The 16,737-nt window shown below is 65.6% G+C and carries 11 protein-coding genes; 3 read left to right on the forward strand and 8 right to left on the reverse strand.

Annotated elements, in window-relative coordinates:
* Positions 1–24: 24 nt before the first annotated feature.
* From putA to NKG59_RS04890, 4 genes are all read right to left on the reverse strand, one after another.
* Positions 25–3,996, reverse strand: a complete 3,972-nt coding sequence (gene putA / locus NKG59_RS04875; RefSeq protein ID WP_253535729.1) for a trifunctional transcriptional regulator/proline dehydrogenase/L-glutamate gamma-semialdehyde dehydrogenase — start codon at positions 3,994–3,996, stop codon at positions 25–27.
* A gap of 700 nt (positions 3,997–4,696) precedes the next feature.
* Entirely contained in the window at positions 4,697–6,994 is a 2,298-nt protein-coding gene (locus NKG59_RS04880) for a primosomal protein N' (protein WP_253535730.1), read from the reverse strand.
* 590 nt (positions 6,995–7,584) lie between these two features.
* Complete coding sequence (gene hemE / locus NKG59_RS04885; RefSeq protein ID WP_253535731.1) at positions 7,585–8,679, reverse strand: uroporphyrinogen decarboxylase; 1,095 nt, start codon at positions 8,677–8,679, stop codon at positions 7,585–7,587.
* A gap of 94 nt (positions 8,680–8,773) precedes the next feature.
* Positions 8,774–9,253, reverse strand: a complete 480-nt coding sequence (locus NKG59_RS04890) for a cupin domain-containing protein (RefSeq protein WP_253535732.1) — start codon at positions 9,251–9,253, stop codon at positions 8,774–8,776.
* Between the two features lie 201 nt (positions 9,254–9,454).
* On the opposite strand from NKG59_RS04890, the gene NKG59_RS04895 reads away from it, so the two are divergent.
* Positions 9,455–9,802: a GFA family protein gene (locus tag NKG59_RS04895; protein ID WP_045205317.1), complete on the forward strand. Its 348-nt coding sequence runs from the start codon at positions 9,455–9,457 to the stop codon at positions 9,800–9,802.
* A gap of 12 nt (positions 9,803–9,814) precedes the next feature.
* Here the strand turns inward: NKG59_RS04895 and NKG59_RS04900 are convergent, their stop codons facing one another.
* The 4 genes from NKG59_RS04900 to NKG59_RS04915 all read right to left on the reverse strand — a co-directional run bounded on the left by NKG59_RS04900 (position 9,815) and on the right by NKG59_RS04915 (position 15,047).
* Positions 9,815–10,843: a Rieske 2Fe-2S domain-containing protein gene (locus NKG59_RS04900; RefSeq protein WP_253535733.1), complete on the reverse strand. Its 1,029-nt coding sequence runs from the start codon at positions 10,841–10,843 to the stop codon at positions 9,815–9,817.
* Complete coding sequence (locus tag NKG59_RS04905; RefSeq protein WP_253535734.1) at positions 10,840–11,967, reverse strand: hypothetical protein; 1,128 nt, start codon at positions 11,965–11,967, stop codon at positions 10,840–10,842. The genes NKG59_RS04900 and NKG59_RS04905 overlap by 4 nt, the downstream gene beginning before the upstream one ends.
* A complete protein-coding gene (locus tag NKG59_RS04910; RefSeq protein ID WP_253535735.1) occupies positions 11,964–13,121 on the reverse strand; it encodes an ATP-grasp domain-containing protein in 1,158 nt (385 codons plus the stop codon). Before NKG59_RS04910 ends, NKG59_RS04905 begins: the two co-directional genes overlap by 4 nt.
* Positions 13,122–13,244: 123 nt before the next feature.
* Complete coding sequence (locus tag NKG59_RS04915; protein ID WP_253535736.1) at positions 13,245–15,047, reverse strand: methyl-accepting chemotaxis protein; 1,803 nt, start codon at positions 15,045–15,047, stop codon at positions 13,245–13,247.
* Between the two features lie 224 nt (positions 15,048–15,271).
* Between NKG59_RS04915 and NKG59_RS04920 the strand changes: the two genes are divergently transcribed.
* Together NKG59_RS04920 and NKG59_RS04925 are read left to right on the forward strand one after the other, a co-directional pair.
* Positions 15,272–15,709, forward strand: a complete 438-nt coding sequence (locus NKG59_RS04920) for a hypothetical protein (RefSeq protein ID WP_253535737.1) — start codon at positions 15,272–15,274, stop codon at positions 15,707–15,709.
* A gap of 98 nt (positions 15,710–15,807) precedes the next feature.
* Positions 15,808–16,737 (forward strand): sterol desaturase family protein, encoded by a 930-nt coding sequence (locus NKG59_RS04925; RefSeq protein ID WP_253535738.1) that lies wholly within the window; start codon positions 15,808–15,810, stop codon positions 16,735–16,737.

The following is a 16,737-nucleotide window of genomic DNA, read 5'->3' on the forward strand; positions in this document are numbered from 1 at the left end:
TGCGAATCCTGCTCGTGCTCCCCGTCAGCCGATGGTCATCAGGCTGGCGTTGCCACCCGCTGCGGCCGTATTGACCGACAGCGAACGCTCGATCAGCAGGCGCTCCAGCGCCAGCCCTTCCCCGCCATGCGGCAGGCCTTGCACGCCCACGATGGGGCCGGCGCGTCGTGCCAGTCCTTCGCAAATCGCGCGCAGATGGTCCGAATCGCCGTGGTGCAGCACCGCATCAAACGCCGCTTCGTCGGTCGACCCGACCACGCGGACGCGCGATTGTACTGCCGCCGGCAAGCCCCGAAGTACCGCTTCGATGGCAGGGTTTTCCTGCACAACGGCCACGCTGCCCACGGCCAGCACAGCCGCCAGCTGGCGCAGCCAATCGGCCGGATCTGCCGCCACGCACAGCACCGCTTCGCGCGGCAGCAGCGTGTAGGTGTTGCGCTCGCCCGTCGGGCCCGGCAGCGTGGCCGTGGCGCCCGTGGCCGACGCCGCAGCCAGGCGTTCGCACAGCGATGCCAGCTCAGGCGCCTGCTTGCGCGCCCAGTCCGTCAGCGCGTCGAACGGCGCCAGCAGCGCGCGGCGCGCATCGGTATCGATTTCCGTGCCGGCACCTGCGGTCAGTTGCAGTGCGGTGCGCATGCCGTCCTGCGGGCACGTCGAGAGCAAACGCAGCAGATACAGCGGCCCGCCAGCCTTCGGACCCGTGCCCGACAGGCCTTCGCCGCCGAACGGCTGCACGCCCACCACGGCACCGACGATATTGCGGTTCACATACAGGTTGCCGACGTGCGCCCGGTCCACCACGTGCGCAATGGTCTCGTCGATACGCGTGTGGATGCCCAGCGTCAGGCCGTAGCCCGTGCCGTTGATCTGCTCGATCAGCTTGGTCAGACCGGCGTTGTCACCGGAGCGCTTCCAGCGCACCACGTGCAGCACGGGGCCGAAGATCTCGCGCGTCAGGTCCGACAGGCTGTCGAGTTCGATGACGGTCGGGGGCACGAAGGTACCGTGCGCGCAAGCAGCCGGCACAGGCGCCTGATGCACGCGGCGACCCTTGGCCCGCATCGCTTCGATGTGGCCGACGATGTTGTCGCGCGCTTCGGCGTCGATCACCGGGCCGACATCGGTGACGAGGCGATCCGGATTGCCCATCGCCAATTCAGCCATGCCGCCCTTGAGCATCGCGAGCACGCGGTCGGCGACGTCATCCTGCAGGCACAGCACGCGCAGCGCCGAGCAACGCTGGCCTGCCGAATCAAACGCAGACGACAGCACATCCGCCACCACCTGCTCAGCCAGCGCGGAAGAATCCACAATCATCGCGTTCTGGCCGCCCGTCTCCGCAATCAGGGGGATCGGCGCGCCGTTGGCGTCCAGACGGCCGGCCAGCGTGCGCTGCAGAATGCGCGCGACTTCGGTCGAGCCGGTAAACATCACGCCCTTGGTACGCATGTCCTTCACCAGCGCGGCGCCGACGGTCTCGCCGCGGCCCGGCAGCAGTTGCACGGCGCCAGCCGGCACGCCGGCTTCGCGCAGGATGCGCACAGCCTGGGCGGCGATCAGCGGGGTCTGCTCGGCAGGCTTGGCCAGGACCGGGTTGCCGGCGGCCAGCGCTGCGCTCACCTGGCCGGTGAAGATCGCCAGCGGGAAGTTCCACGGGCTGATGCAGACCACGGGCCCAAGCGGACGATGCGTGTCGTTGGAGAACCCGCCGCGCACCTGAGCCGCGTAATAGCGCAGGAAATCGACGGCTTCGCGCACTTCGGCAATCGCATTGGACAGCGTCTTGCCCGCCTCGCGAATGATCAGCCCCATCAGGTGCTGCATCTCGCCTTCCATCAGGTCTGCTGCGCGATCAAGCAACGCGGCGCGCGCCTCGGGCGGCGTGGCTTGCCAGATCGGGGCGGCAGCGACAGCGGCCGACAGCGCGGCATCCACGTCGGCTTCGGTGGCTTCCGTCACGTGGCCGACCACGTCGCGCAGGTCCGACGGATTGCGCACCGGTTGCGGCGTGCCGCCAGCGTAAGGCGCATCGCCGATGGTCGGCTCAGCGTTCCAGACCGTGCTCGTGCCCGCAAGAAGGGCGGACGACAACGACGCCAGGCGCTGCTCGTTCGCCAAGTCAATGCCCGACGAGTTGGCACGCACATCGCCGTAAAGGTGGCGTGGCAGCGGAATCTTCGGATGCGGCAGGCCGAGCGTCCCTTCATCGGCGTGCATCTTTTCCACCACCGCCACCGGATCGGCGACGAGGTCGTCCAGAGGAATCGACTCGTCCGCAATGCGGTTCACGAATGAAGTGTTGGCGCCGTTTTCCAGCAGACGGCGCACGAGGTAGGCCAGCAGCGTTTCATGCGTGCCGACCGGCGCGTAGATCCGGCACGGGCGGTTCAGCTTGCCCGGCTTGTTGCCGACGACCTGCTCGTACAGCGGCTCGCCCATGCCGTGCAGGCACTGGAATTCGTATTGGCCGGGGTAATAGTTCTGGCCGGCCATGTGGTAAATGGCCGCCAGCGTGTGCGCGTTGTGCGTGGCGAACTGCGGGAAGATCGCCTCCGGCGCGGCCAGCAGCTTGCGCGCGCAGGCCAGGTACGACACGTCGGTGTAGACCTTGCGCGTATAGACCGGGTAGCCCTCCAGGCCGTCGACCTGCGCGCGCTTGACCTCGCTGTCCCAGTACGCGCCCTTCACCAGGCGGATCATCAGGCGGTGCTTGCTGCGGCGAGCCAGATCGATGATGTAATCGAGCACGAACGGGCAGCGCTTCTGGTAGCCCTGCACCACGAAGCCGATGCCGTTCCAACCGGCCAGCTCGGGCGCAAAGCACAGGCGCTCCAGCAGGTCGAGCGACAGCTCCAGGCGGTCGGCCTCTTCCGCGTCGATGTTGATGCCGATGTCGTATTCGCGCGCCAGCATCGCCAGCGCCTTCACACGCGGATACAGCTCGTTGATCGTGCGGTCGTGCTGCGCGCGCGAGTAGCGCGGATGCAGCGCCGACAGCTTGATCGAGATGCCCGGCCCTTCGTAGATGCCGCGCCCGCCCGACGCCTGGCCGATCGCGCGGATGGCCTGCTCGTACGACGCGAGGTAGCGCTGCGCGTCTTCCTCCGTCATCGCGGCCTCGCCGAGCATGTCGTAGGAATAGCGGAAGCCTTCGGCCTCGAACTTGCGCGCGTTGGCCAGCGCTTCAGAAATGGTTTCGCCGGTGACGAACTGCTCGCCCATCAAGCGCATCGCCATATCCACGCCCTTGCGGATCAGCGGCTCGCCGCTCTTGCCGATGATGCGCGTGAGCGCCTTCGACAGCCCCGCTTCGTTATGCGTGGCGACCAGCTTGCCCGTGAGCAGCAGGCCCCAGGTGGCGGCATTCACAAACAGCGACGGGCTCTGGCCGACATGCGAATACCAGTTGCCGTTGCTGATCTTGTCGCGGATGAGCGCGTCGCGCGTGGCCTTGTCGGGAATGCGCAGCAGCGCCTCGGCCAGGCACATCAGCGCCACGCCTTCCTGGCTCGACAAGGAGAATTCCTGGATCAGGCCCTGCACCAGCCCTTCGCGACCAGTGCCGACCTTTTGCGTGCGCAGCTTGCCAGCCAGATCGCGGGCGAGCTGCTTGGCTTCCGAGGCGAGCGCGCCCGGCAGACGGGCCTGCTCCAGCAGCATCGGAATCGCTTCGGTTTCCGGCCGGCGATAAGCGGCGGTGATGGCAGCGCGCAAGACCGATTGCGGTTGCACGCTTTGTGCGAATTCGAGGAACGGTTGCACCGCGGGCTCATCACCCTCGTGCACGTCCGAGACGGCTGCGGCGGCGGACGGGAGGCCATCCGCCACCGGGCCGTTTGCGTCAGTTGGCAGCTGCCCCCGCTCCACTTGGTCCAGATACGTGAAGATCGCCTGCTTGATCAGCCAGTGCGGCGTGCGGTCAATGGACTGCGCAACGCGCTTGAGGCGTTCACGCGAAGCATCGTCCAGCTTGACCCCGAGGGTGGTTGTAGCCATGTGGGTTCCTATCCAGAGCTGCCATTGCCTAGCTTGTGGCCGGCAAATTGGGCGGATCATACGCCTGGCGATCTTGAAGGTGCAACCTAGTGAAACCCCTTGGTTCGAAATGGGTAGATTGGGGGTGCAACCGCGGGTGATGTTGGAGATGCTTGGGGGTAGTTTTATGGGCTTGGTTTTTTTGTTTTTGGTGCATCCCTGGTTTCATCCCCTCCGGGGCTGACTCACTTTCTTTGGTCTTGCCCAAAGAAAGTAAGCAAAGAAATGCGCGCCCAAGATGGCGAAAGATTCCTTGAATTTATGTCGCAGGGAGGGGAAGGGAAAAACTCGCTGCGCTCAGACAGCTTCCCTTCCTTTTTCCTCCCTGCAACAGAAATTCAAGGCGCAATCTAAGGCAGGAAAGTCAAAGGCCAAACCATCTCCGCGCTGGCCTAAACGACAAGGCCAACCTCGCGATGGGTTGGCCTTTTTCTTTTGACGTTGAGCCCTAGATGGCGCCTTGGATTTTTGTTGCGGGGAGGATCAAGGAAGGAGCCTTGTCTGAGCGTAGCGAGTTTGGCTCCTTCCCCTCCCCGCGACACAAATCCAAGGGGAAGTCGCCATCTCGGGCGCGCCTTTCTTTTGCTTACTTTTCTTTGGCAAGACAAAGAAAAGTGAGTCGGTCCCGGCAGGGAACGAAAGGGGGATGGACCACCAGCACTCAAATCCTCAAAGGATCAATCTCCAACTGCCACCGCACCCCCTTCACAGTCTTGCCGATCCCAGCAAACCCCTCGGTCCAGGCAGACAAGAACTTCTGCAAAGCCGCCCGAGAAGCCGACTCCACCAGCAACTGCGCACGCTCCCGGTTAGCCAGCCGCACCATCGTCATCGGCACCGGATCATGCAAAAACACCGGCGCGCCCAATTCAGCGGCCAAGGCTTCACCGGCAGAACGCGCCGCCCCCAAGAACTCCAGCGCGCGCGCCACTTCCTTGTGCTCGGTGGTCAGCAGCGCCTGGTAGGCAAACGGCGGCAGCCCGGCTTGCTTGCGTTCCCGCAGCAACTGGCGCGCGAAACCGCCGTAGTCGTGCCGAACCAGCGCCTGCAGCGCGGGGGCATCCGGATACCGCGTCTGAATCAGCACTTCCCCCGCCAGCCCGGCCCGGCCCGCGCGGCCCGCCACCTGCATCAGCGACGCAAAGAGATGCTCCCCCGCACGAAAGTCGTGCGAGAACAGTGAGGAGTCGGGCGCGACCACGCCCACCAGCGTCACGCGCTGAAAGTCATGCCCCTTGGCGACCATCTGCGTGCCGATCAGGATGTCGACGCTGCCTTCGTGCACGGTGTCGAACAGCGCTTCGGCGCTGCCTTTGCGGCGGGTGGAATCGGCGTCGATTCGGGCGACGCGCGCCTGCGGAAACAGCTCGCCAAGCGTCTCTTCGATGCGCTGGGTGCCGCGCCCCAGCGGGGCGATGTCGACGTTGCCGCAGTCGGGGCAGTGATGCGGGATGCGCGATTCGTACCCGCAGTGATGGCAGCGCAAGCGCCGCTCGGGCTTGTGCAGCACCAGATACGCCGAGCAACGCGGGCAGCCCGAGAGCCAGCCACACGCGTCGCACGAGAGCACGGGCGCGTAGCCGCGGCGGTTGAGGAACAGCAGGCTCTGTTCGCCGCGCGCCAGGCGATCGGCAATCGCATCGACGAGCGGCTTGGACAGCCCATCGCGAATCTCTCGCCCGGCGCGGCGCTCCAGATTCAAGTCGATGAGCGATACGCGCGGCAGCACCGCTTCAGCCTGCGCGCGTTGCGAGAGCGTCAGGCGCGTGGTGGCGGTCTGCTCCGCGCGCCACCAGGTTTCCAGCGACGGCGTGGCAGAGCCCAGCACGACGGGGATGTTGCGCTGCTTGGCACGCCATAGCGCCAGGTCGCGTGCGGAATAGCGCAGACCCTCCTGCTGCTTGTACGACGTGTCGTGCTCTTCGTCGACGAGGATGAGCGCGAGGTTGGGCAGCGACGCCAGCATCGCCAGCCGCGTGCCGAGCACGATGCGTGCCTCGCCGCGATGGGCGGCCAGCCAGTTCAGCGCACGCGGCTGCTCGGCCAGCCCGCTGTGCAGCGCCGCCATGGGCACGCCGGGAAAGCGTGCGGCGATGCGCGCTTCCAGTTGCGGTGTCAGGTTGATCTCGGGCACCAGCATCAGCACCTGCGCGGCAGGATCGCGCGCCAGGGCGTCGGCGATGGCGTGCAGGTAGACCTCGGTCTTGCCGCTGCCCGTGACGCCGTACAGCAGGAATGGGCTGAATGTGCCGGCCGCGCCAGCTTGGGCAATGGCCGCCACGGCGGCGGCCTGCTCATCGTTCAGGGCAGGTGCGACGGAAGGCGCCGGCAGTTCGAGCGGTTGCGGCAACAGCGCCTTCGGCCGCAGTTCTGCGCGCAGCCATCCGACGGTCGCCCAATCCCGCAGCTTAGCGACGGCCTGCCCGTGCAGTTCGACGGCAGCGCTGGTGGTCAACTCGCCATCCCCGGTCAGCGCTTCGGCCAAGCGCATGGCGCCGGATGCACGTTTCGGGATGCTGTCCAGCAACGCGGCCCGGGCCGGTTCAAACATCACATAGGCGGTTTCGTTGGCCCGGCGCGCAAGGTTGTCCCAGCTCCCGGGCGTGCGCCAAAGAGGCGGCAGCGCCGGCAACGTCACCTCGCCCAGTGCGCGGTGGTAGTAGCCAGCAGCAAATTCGGCCAGGGCACGCCATTCGCCGTCGAGCGGCGGCACCCAGTCGAGCACGCGCTCGACATCGCGCAGCTTCTCTTGCGGCACGTCGGTGGTCGCGGCAGTTTCGACCACCAACGCCACCACGCGCCGATTGCCAAAAGGCACCACAACCAATTGCCCCGGCAGCACAGGCGGCGCACACCGGTAATCGAACACCGCATCGAGCGGCGTATCGATCACCACCCGCACGATGGCGGCCGACGCCTTGGCATCAGAGAACGCAGCGTCGACTTGGGTGGTGGTCATGCAGAGCGCAAACGGTTGAATTGCAAAGGGATTGTTGCGATGCAGCGGCGGATCCTGCACCTGGGAAATGCGTCTTGCCCATCTCACCTTGCCTTCACAGCCATTGCCGTGGTCGGCTCAATGTTCAAGTATTACTTGAGGTTTGTGCCTTGGCGCCCTGATCGGCGACCATTTTCCCGGCTATCCACACGGCCTGTGGATAACTTTGTTGAAAAGTCGCCTGCCGCGCCCGCGCAAGCCAATGGATTCACCGTTTTTCTAGCTTGCACGATTTACGCGCACGCGGCTTTCTTTTATAAAAATCAAACACTTATGCGTTGGATGCACACAGCCTGCCCTGCTGCGCCGCGGAAAGAACCAGCCGCGACAGCTTTGTGCATAAGTCAAGTCTTGACAGCCGACTTACGCACCAGAAAGCGCGAAATAAATCGCTTGACACCCCTTTGGCGCCAGATGGGGCCACCCGCAGGCGAGCAGTCACTCACCCCGACTGCACCAAAGCGGCGAAGATTCCACCCGTGCCCCCGGCTTCACGCACAACTGCGGCCCAATTCAAACGCTATCGCACCGCAACATTGATCTGATACGTGTTACTTCGCTTTCGTGCGAAGCGCGCGGCTGAAGCTGTGCACCTCGTCCACCAGCACCGTCACGGCTTCGGGTGGCGTGAACTGCGAGATGCCATGGCCGAGGTTGAAGATGTGGCCGTCGCTGTCGCCGCTGGCTGCGTAGTCTTCCAGTACGCGGCGCACTTGGGCGCGAATGGCGTCCGGCTCGGCAAACAGCACCGTCGGGTCCAGGTTGCCCTGCAGGGCAACGCGCCCTTCCGTTCGCTCGCGGGCAAGCTGTAGGTTGACGGTCCAGTCCACGCCCAGCGCGTCGGCACCGGTCTCGGCCATGGCTTCGAGCCACAGGCCACCGCCCTTGGTGAACAGGATGACGGGCACGCGCTGGCCGTCGGCCCCGGGGCGAATACCCTTCACCACGCGCGCCATGTAGGCCAGCGAAAACTCCTGGTAGATGCCATCGGCCAGCGCCCCGCCCCAGGTGTCGAACACCTGCACAGCCTGGGCACCGGCATCAATCTGCGCGTTCAGATAGTCGATGACGGCCTGCGCGTTGATCTCCAGGATGCGGTGCATCAGGTCCGGGCGCGCGTAGAGCATCGACTTGACGGTGCGGAAGTCGTCCGAGCCGCCGCCTTCGACCATGTAGCAGGCAAGCGTCCACGGGCTGCCCGAGAAACCGATGAGCGGCACGCGCTGGCGGCCGTCCTGCACCAGCGCGCGGCGGATTTCCGCCACGGCATCGAACACATATTGCAGCGACGACATGTCGGGCACCGACAGCGCCGCCACATCGGCTTCCGTGCGCACCGGCTTGGCAAAGCGCGGGCCCTCGCCCTGCGCGAACGACAGGCCCAGGCCCATGGCGTCGGGCACGGTCAGGATGTCGGAGAACAGAATCGCCGCGTCCAGCGGATAGCGATCCAGCGGCTGCAGCGTCACTTCCGTCGCATACGCCGGCGACTTGGCCAAGCCGAGAAAGCTGCCGGCGCGTGCGCGCGTGGCGTTGTACTCGGGCAGATAGCGGCCCGCCTGGCGCATCAGCCACAGCGGCGTGTAGTCGGTGGGCTGGCGGCGCAGGGCGCGCAGGAAGGTGTCGTTGGCGAGCGGGGCGGACATGGCGAAGGACTCTTTAGGAGGGCGCCATTGTAAGGGATGGTGTTTTTATCCCGCCCTGACCCAGGCCAACATGTCGCAGATCACGCTGCAGATATCACGGCACCTTGTGCGTATCGCCCGCGCGCTGCGGCGGCAGCTTGATCGCCATCGCCTTGAAATCCGTGCTGGTCGTCAGCGTTCCGTGCACCACGCCTCGTGGAATCACGATCAGATCACCCGCCCGCACCTCGCGCGGCGCGTTGTCGAGCCAGACGGTGGCCGTGCCTGACATCACGTACTGGATCTCGTCCGAGTACGTATGCGTGTGCCTGGCCACGGTGCCCACCTGGATGCCGACCGTGCCGTTGGCCGCCGTCACCAGGGTCTTGGTGCGCAGCGTACCCATCTCGGCGATGACGGGGCCGATCTCGTCCGGCGTCATGCCGCCCATGTTGATGATCTGCGCCGAGAGCGGTGGCGCCGAGGGAGGAGCCGCCGCCGGTTCCGACGCTTGCGCAAACGCACCGGCGCAGCCGGCAAAGATGGCGGTGGCAGAAACCGCCCGGATCACAGCAACAGGACGATGGCGATGCATGATGGCTCCTCGTGACGCGGTCGCCGTCAAGGCGCGGCGATCCGTGGGACGTTCGTGTGGTCGGCTCGCGGCGATTGTCGCATCGCTGCACGGAGGCAGAGACCTAGGGCGATTCCCGAGAAAGCGGACATCGTGCGCGGACCGGCTCGCCTATAGTGAACGGCGCCACATCCACCACAAACACGCTACAAGGAGACCGGCATGACACACAAGGGAAGCTGCCACTGCGGAAACGTCGCGTTCGAAGTTGAAGGTCATCCGGAAAGTGCGATGGCGTGCAACTGCTCGATCTGCCAGCGCAAAGGCTCGCTGCTGTGGTTCGTGGCGCCCGACAAGGTGCGGCTGCTCACGCCGGAAGACAACGCCAGCACCTATCTCTTCCGCAAGCATGTGATCAAACACCGCTTCTGCCCGACTTGCGGCATCCATCCGTATGCCGAAGGCGTCATGCCCGACGGCACACCAATGATTGCCGTCAACGTCCGCTGCCTGGAAGACATCGATCTGGCCAGCGTGCCGGTCACCCACTTCGACGGACGGTCAATGTAACGACGTGGTGCGCTACAGCCACATCTGCATCACCCGCTCGCCCGGCTCCACAGGCTTGCCATTGGGCATCCACACGGCATCGAGCATGGGTCGCACAAGGTCGAGCTCGGTGGAGATGCCGTCCTGCCGACCAAAGCGCACGCTATTGGCAGCCTGCGCTTCGACCACCCGGCGGTCCTGCTCAGCCACCCGATATAGGAACGGCCAGACGAATGCACGCACGGCCCAGGCAGGCGCCCAGCGCTTTTCCACATGCAGCGTGCCGAACACGCGCGTGCGCATTTCGTCTTCTGGCGTGAAATGCAGCGTGAAGTACAGCGCGCTGCCGTTGGCGTAGCGGTATTCGAGCTGGGCCGAGGCAGGCGCGGCAGTGCCGAAGTGCGCGCGCTCCATCGAACGCGGCGATTCGAACAGCCGATAGAGCAGACCGCTTTGCTGCGCCTGGCCGGCGTAAGTCACCTGCAGCCCCTCAGCCGATTGCGTAAGCGTGATCGTCACGGGCTGGCGCGCGCCGTGCCTGCGCACGAGGCCAGGATGCACAAGGTGCGTGTGCAGCGGGTCGAGAAAATTCTCCAGCGCATCAACCGGGCGCGCATGCCACAACGTGCTCCACAGAAAGCGGCGGCTGCCGGCCGGCAAGCAATTCAGGAACGCCGGCAATGCTGCGGGGGCGGCTTCACCTGGCGCCCGTGCGCTCAGCCAGATCAGCCCGTCGTGCTCGAAGACCTGCCACGCGGTCACTTGCACGGCGGGCACAGCCGCGCCCGGGCACATACCCGGCATGGCGGTGCAGCGGCCGTCGGCGCCGAACGTCCAGCCGTGGTACTTGCACTGAAGTGTCTCGCCAACGAGCCGCCCATCGGACAACGGCACATGCCGATGCGGGCAGCGGTCATCAAGCGCGAGCAGGCTGCCCGAAGGCAAACGCGCGAGCACCACCGCACGACCAAATACGGTCACGCGCATCGGCTTGTCGCGCAGGCGACGCGCTTCGGCAACGGGATACCAACCGCGCAGCAGCGTGGAATTCCAGGCAGTCATAACTGAAAGCGTTGCATGATCGGCACGCCGATCCGGGTTGTGAGGGTGCACAGCACAGCGATTGCGCGGCGCGTGGCGGGCGGCAGATGCCGGCAGTACACGGCGCTCATCTCAATGGCCGGCATGCCGCCGCGCAGGCGCTTGAAGTGGGCAGCGCCGGCGCTCAGGTTCAGTTCGGCATCACGCGTGATGGTCAGGCGCAGCACGTGCGCCATCAGCAGACGATACAGCGCCGCCTGCTGCGGCCACGTCGTGTCGTATCCGACGATGGGCGCCGTCAGCAACGGCCCTTGCCCAAACACCCCGACCACCGCGCGCAGCACGCCCTGCGCATCGCGAAATCCCCCGCATTCGAGCAGCCCCGCCGCATGCCACGCGCGAAGAAACGCTGCCGTATAGCGCGGGTTCAGCGCGGAATACTTGTCGAGATAGAGCTGCGCATACAGCCGCTCGGCCTGGGCGAAATCGGCGTCGGCAAAGGCTTCATGCGGCACGAACGTCAGCGGCGTCTTGTCCAGCCATTGCAGGTCGCGGCGCAGGTTCTGGTGCTGGCGCGTGCGGCGCAGATTCCGGAACACATAGACCTGCCGCGTGGGAATCAACGCAAAGCCGGCCGACGTGGCGGCGCGCAGCCAATCGGCATGCTGCAATGTATTGAGCGAACGCAGCCAGATCGCGCGATCCGGCCACCGGTCGCGGCATGTATGCACCAACGCATCCAGATCAAAAGCCGCCGCCGGTGGATACAGGTTCGTACTGACCAACCAGTTGTTGACAGCCACCGCCCGGTCCAGCTGCGCATGCCGCATCCACGCATCGGCCAGCCCAATCGCACCGCGCAAGAGCGGCCGGAGCACGCGCGGCATCAACCGCTCGGACTCTTCCGCCGCATAGCGGCCATACGTGGTGATGGGCGAGCAGACCCAGGCATTCTCGGCATGACCGGCGCGATCCTCCCCGTCGTTGATCGTGACCGGCAGTGGCAAACCGCCGGCCTCCACCACGTCGACCTGCGTCACCAGATTGGCGACGAACGGCAGCGACGCCTGCCCGCGATGCACGTGCAGGAACGCGCCCGCCTTGTCGGCAAAGCACGCATGCGGCACGGCGCCGGGGGCATTCATACCTCGGGTAGCTCCTGGCCGTCCCACTCGATGTCTTGCGTGGCAGCTTCGCGCATATTGCAACGCTGCGCGATAGCCATGCGCGCATACGCGGCAAGATCGCAGACGCCGCCCCACAGCGGGCCGCGGTCGCCCGGCGTGGCGATGACGTCGGTGGCGGCACGCCAGTCCTGGCGCCATTGGCGCAGCCTGCCGTGGCGCACCGCATCGAACAGCCCCGCCGATGCCATTACCGCAGCCGCCATGCGCGGCACACCCGGCGACGGTTCGATACAACCGTCGAGCGTGCCGGCCAGCGCGGCGGGCAGTGCATCGTCAAGGCCAAACAGGTGGCAGCCGCTGGTGCCGCGCGGGTTGCATTCAAGCGGGCTCACGCGGCCATCGGCCTGCTGGATCCAGTCGAACGAGAGCTGCCCCGTGAAATCAAGCTTGCGCGCAAAGTTGGCAACGAAATTGCGTACCGCGTCGATGCGCGCGGGCGCGAAATAGAAACTCGCGCTCGTCGACATACGCCAATCGGGGCGATACAGCGCATGGGCCACAAGTCGGCCGCGATCGGCCACGCTGTACGAGCAGAATTCCTGACCCGCCACCAACGTCTGCACCACCCACGCGCCCAGGTCGGCCAGCGGCGGTGCGTCGTCGGGAATGCCGTTGCGATACAGGCGCACATGCACGCCAAAGCGCGAGAACTCCGGCTTGAGCACGATCGGGCGCCCGCCTGCCCAGGCGCGCGCTGCATCCAACGTGCGCACCCGCGCAGAGACCGGCACATCCGCGCCGCAATCCTGCGCAAGTTCCAGGAACTGCCATTTGCTGTGCACCGCGCGCAGCTTGTCGAAGTCCTCGGCCAGCACTCGCACGTGGTTCGGCAAGTGATGCCGATAACGCGATACGAAAAAGACTTCCTCGCAAGTCGGCACCACCAGATTGATGGACCGTTCGTTCACGATGCGTGCAAGGTCCGCCGCGAACTGCGCCGGCGCGTGGCGCGGCGATGCAATGCGAAACGTGGCCGCGACCGCCCGGGAGGCGCCGCTGATCTGGCACGGAATGCTGTCGGCAATGCAGACCGTCCACCCTTGGTGGGCAAAGCGGCGGGCGTGGTCGAGCGCCACCGGCGCGCGGCCACCGAGGATCAGCACATTGGGCATACCGGCGCAGCGTTGAGGTCAGGCAACGTCCGCCGAAGGCAAGAGGCGCGGGGGAAGCTGCCGGGGCTCCATTCTAGGCAAAGGAGCACCCGGCTCGGGCGCGGTGAAGAGGGGTAAGGCGCGTCAGGCGCTGCGCAGCTTGAACAGCCCGACCGTGCGTGCCAAGCCTTGCGCTTGCTCGTTGAGCATCGACGATGCAGCCGTCGACTGCTCCACCAGCGCGGCGTTCTGCTGCGTTGCCTGGTCCATCTCGGCGACGCTGCGATCGATCTGGCTGATACCGGTGCTCTGCTCGTGCATCGCACCATCGATTTCGCCGATGATGCGCGCGACACGCTCGATGCCCTGCACGATCTCCTGCATCGTTGCGCCGGCGGCCTGCACGCGTTGCGCGCCGGTCTTCACGCTGGCTTCCGATGCCTGGATCAGGTCTTTGATCTCGCGGGCGGCCGTAGCGCTGCGTTGCGCCAGCGTGCGCACCTCGCCGGCCACCACGGCAAAGCCGCGGCCGTTTTCGCCGGCACGGGCGGCTTCCACTGCGGCGTTCAGCGCGAGGATGTTGGTCTGGAACGCAATGCTGTCGATCACGCCGATGATCTCGGTGATGCGCGCCGAAGACTTGGCGATTTCGTCCATCGTGCTGACCGCGCTGGAGACCACGTCGCCGCCGCGCGTGGCGGCATCGCTCGCATCGCTGGCCAGGCGCGTGGCCTGCACGGCCGCATCTGCGGAGTTCTTCACGCTGGTCGTCAGTTCGGTCAACGCGGCAGAGGTTTCCTGCAAGTTGCTGGCCGAGACTTCGGTGCGGTTGGACAGGTCACGGTTGCCCGCTTCGATCTCGCCGGTGGCGGACTTCATGCTGTCGACGCTGGCGCGCACTTCCAGCAGCACTTCGCCAATCTTGTCGATGAACGTGTTGAACGAGGCACTGATCTGCGCGACTTCATCGTTGCCGACCACGGGCAGGCGGTGCGTGAGGTCACCACCGCCGGAGCCGATGGTGTCCATCGCATCACGCACCTGCGACAGGCGGCGGAACGACTGCGACGTGAAGAACGCGGCGATGCCCAGCGCGGCCAGTGTCAGCAGCACGATGGCGACGGCCAGAGCACGTACGACACTGCGCAAACCCGCGGTGGCCTCGGCTTTGTCCAGCGCGATCACCAGGCTCCAGTCGGTGCCTTGCACGGCCTGTGCCTTCAGCAGCTTCGGCGCGCCAGCAAGTTCCACTTCCAGCGGAGCATTGGCTTTGGCGAGCGATGCCAGCACATCGGCATTGAGCGCCGCCGACACATCGGACACCGGCTTGAGCATCAGCTTGGCGTCGGGGTGGGCGATGACTTGCCCGTCCTTTGCCACGACAAACGCGAGGCTCGACGGCGTCGGATGCACCGCGGCCACCACGTCGCGGACGCGATCCAGCGGCACGGCACCGCTCACCGCGCCGGTGGCTTCGCCACCGCGGATCAGCGGGGCAGAGAACGATACGTATTTCACGCCCGTAGCCACGTCACCGTAGGGCTTGGTGACCAGCAGCTTGCCGGCGGCAATGGCCTCCTTGTACCAGGGGCGGACCGTGGGGTCGTAGTCTTTGGGCGTGGTGGTGCTGGTAGACAGGAACGATTTGTCGGTCCAGCCGATGGTGGTGATGGGAAAGCCATCGGCGTCGCCCATGTGCTTGACCAGGCCGCGCGGATCGCCATGCTCGACGGCGTCTGCAGTGGTCTTTACGGCACGCGCTTTGGCGGCCACCCATTTGTCGATGACGAGGGTGTTGGCGCTGGTGATGGCAGCGAGATTCTGTTCGATCGATTCCATGGTGTTGGAGCGCACGATGGAATAGGTGGCGGCGCCGGACAACGCCAGGGCACCGACTACGGTGACCGATGAGATGAGGAGAATTCGGGTGCGGAGAGAGGAGATCATGATTCTTCTAGGCCAAACGTTTTCCATGAATCTGACTGCGTACGGTATTTGCCGTAGCGCCCTCCAGATCCGACTGCCGGCTGTCGGGGGCCACTCCAAACTGCTACGGCACCGCGCAGGCGAACTTGAGCCGGCGAAACCCGCCCCCACGAGGGGATGACTGCTATAAAAGGAAACGCCCCACATGATTGCCCAGGCAATTCATTCCCCTGAAACTGAAGCCCATGCACGACGCCCTCCACATCGACCCCGCCACCGGCGACATCCGGTTCGCCGACATCCGCATCACGCCGCAGACACGAGCCGATGCCCTGCCGGCACGCTTTGCAGTCGGGCCCGTGCGCTCCGTGAGCGTCGAGGGGAAAGACGTTCCCTGCCAATTCGCAACAGTGGCTGCGCTGGACGACGCCACGCCGGTGACCGTCAGCCTACGGTTTGAGGCCGATGCGCTCGTCAGCGTATTTGTCGAGCTGGCGCAGCCGGTCTCGTACGACGACATCGACGTCGCGGAAGAGCGCCACCGCCGCTGGATCGCCAGCAAACTCGGCAAGGACCCGGGCGGCCTGACGCGCTACCCCTGGGGCAGCGCCGGGGTGGCGCAAGACAAGAGCGGCGGCGTGCACATCTTTCTGCACAACCGCAACAACACCTGGGGGCGCTGAATACGTTGTAAGAGGCCCCGGCGTCGGCCCCAATTGCCGCCCCGGCATCGTTTGCAGTACCGTCGCTGGCATTCCTACGGAGCCGGGAGCCCCGCGCCATGGCCGTGCTGTTCACCATCCTGAAGATTGCCGTCGTGCTCGTGCTGGTGTCGTCACTGGCCGAGGCGATCGTGCTGTCCTTGAGAAACGGCTGGACCAACTACGACTGGAAGGCCGCCGGCGTGTCGGTGGTGGATTTCCTGGTACGCGAGTACCCACTGCGCTGGCTGGTGCCGCTGGCGTTCTGGATGCAAGGCCTGGAATGGGTCTACCAGCATCGTTTGTGGACACTGCCGATGGACCACTGGACGGGCTGGGCCGCATGCTTTCTCGGCCAGGAGTTCTGCTACTACTGGTACCACCGCGCCGCGCACCGCGTGCGCTGGTTCTGGTGTACGCACGCCATCCACCATTCGCCAAATGACCTGAACCTGTCGGCGGCCTACCGCTTCGGCTGGACAGGACGGTTGACTGGCACGCTCGCCTTCTTTGCGCTGGCGCCGCTGCTGGGCATGCCGCCGCGCATCGTGCTGATGCTGCTTTCGCTCAATCTGCTGTACCAGTTCTGGATTCACGCCACGTGGATCCCCCGCCTGGGGCCCCTGGAATGGGTGCTCAACACGCCGTCGGCACACCGCGTGCATCACGCATCCAACCTCGAATACCTCGACGGCAACTACGGCGGCGTGCTGATCGTGTTCGACCGGCTGTTCGGCACGTACATCCCCGAGCGCAAGAACGTGCCCTGCCGGTACGGCCTCGTGCACCCGATGCGCACATACAACCTGCTGGTGATCGAATTCGCACATTGGCGCGGGCTGTGGCAAGACCTGAAGACTGCGCGCTCGGCCAGCGAAGTGCTCGGCTATCTGTTCCGCCCGCCAGGCTGGCGGCCCGATGGCAATGGCGACACGACGGAGGATTTGCGCCGCCGCGCCGCGCTCATTCCCGAAGAGCAGCCAATCGCACCGGCCGTTGCAGCCAACTGA

Origin of the sequence: Ralstonia chuxiongensis (genome assembly GCF_024158925.1) — a bacterium.
Lineage (GTDB): Bacteria > Pseudomonadota > Gammaproteobacteria > Burkholderiales > Burkholderiaceae > Ralstonia > Ralstonia chuxiongensis.

Excerpts from the sequence above, each read along its gene's own strand:
- putA (WP_253535729.1), bottom strand. The coding sequence starts at position 3,996 with ATGGCTACAACCACCCTCGGGGTCAAGCTGGACGATGCTTCGCGTGAA.
- NKG59_RS04880 (WP_253535730.1), bottom strand. The coding sequence starts at position 6,994 with ATGACCACCACCCAAGTCGACGCTGCGTTCTCTGATGCCAAGGCGTCG.
- hemE (WP_253535731.1), bottom strand. The coding sequence starts at position 8,679 with ATGTCCGCCCCGCTCGCCAACGACACCTTCCTGCGCGCCCTGCGCCGC.
- NKG59_RS04890 (WP_253535732.1), bottom strand. The coding sequence starts at position 9,253 with ATGCATCGCCATCGTCCTGTTGCTGTGATCCGGGCGGTTTCTGCCACC.
- NKG59_RS04895 (WP_045205317.1), top strand. The coding sequence starts at position 9,455 with ATGACACACAAGGGAAGCTGCCACTGCGGAAACGTCGCGTTCGAAGTT.
- NKG59_RS04900 (WP_253535733.1), bottom strand. The coding sequence starts at position 10,843 with ATGACTGCCTGGAATTCCACGCTGCTGCGCGGTTGGTATCCCGTTGCC.
- NKG59_RS04905 (WP_253535734.1), bottom strand. The coding sequence starts at position 11,967 with ATGAATGCCCCCGGCGCCGTGCCGCATGCGTGCTTTGCCGACAAGGCG.
- NKG59_RS04910 (WP_253535735.1), bottom strand. The coding sequence starts at position 13,121 with ATGCCCAATGTGCTGATCCTCGGTGGCCGCGCGCCGGTGGCGCTCGAC.
- NKG59_RS04915 (WP_253535736.1), bottom strand. The coding sequence starts at position 15,047 with ATGATCTCCTCTCTCCGCACCCGAATTCTCCTCATCTCATCGGTCACC.
- NKG59_RS04920 (WP_253535737.1), top strand. The coding sequence starts at position 15,272 with ATGCACGACGCCCTCCACATCGACCCCGCCACCGGCGACATCCGGTTC.
- NKG59_RS04925 (WP_253535738.1), top strand. The coding sequence starts at position 15,808 with ATGGCCGTGCTGTTCACCATCCTGAAGATTGCCGTCGTGCTCGTGCTG.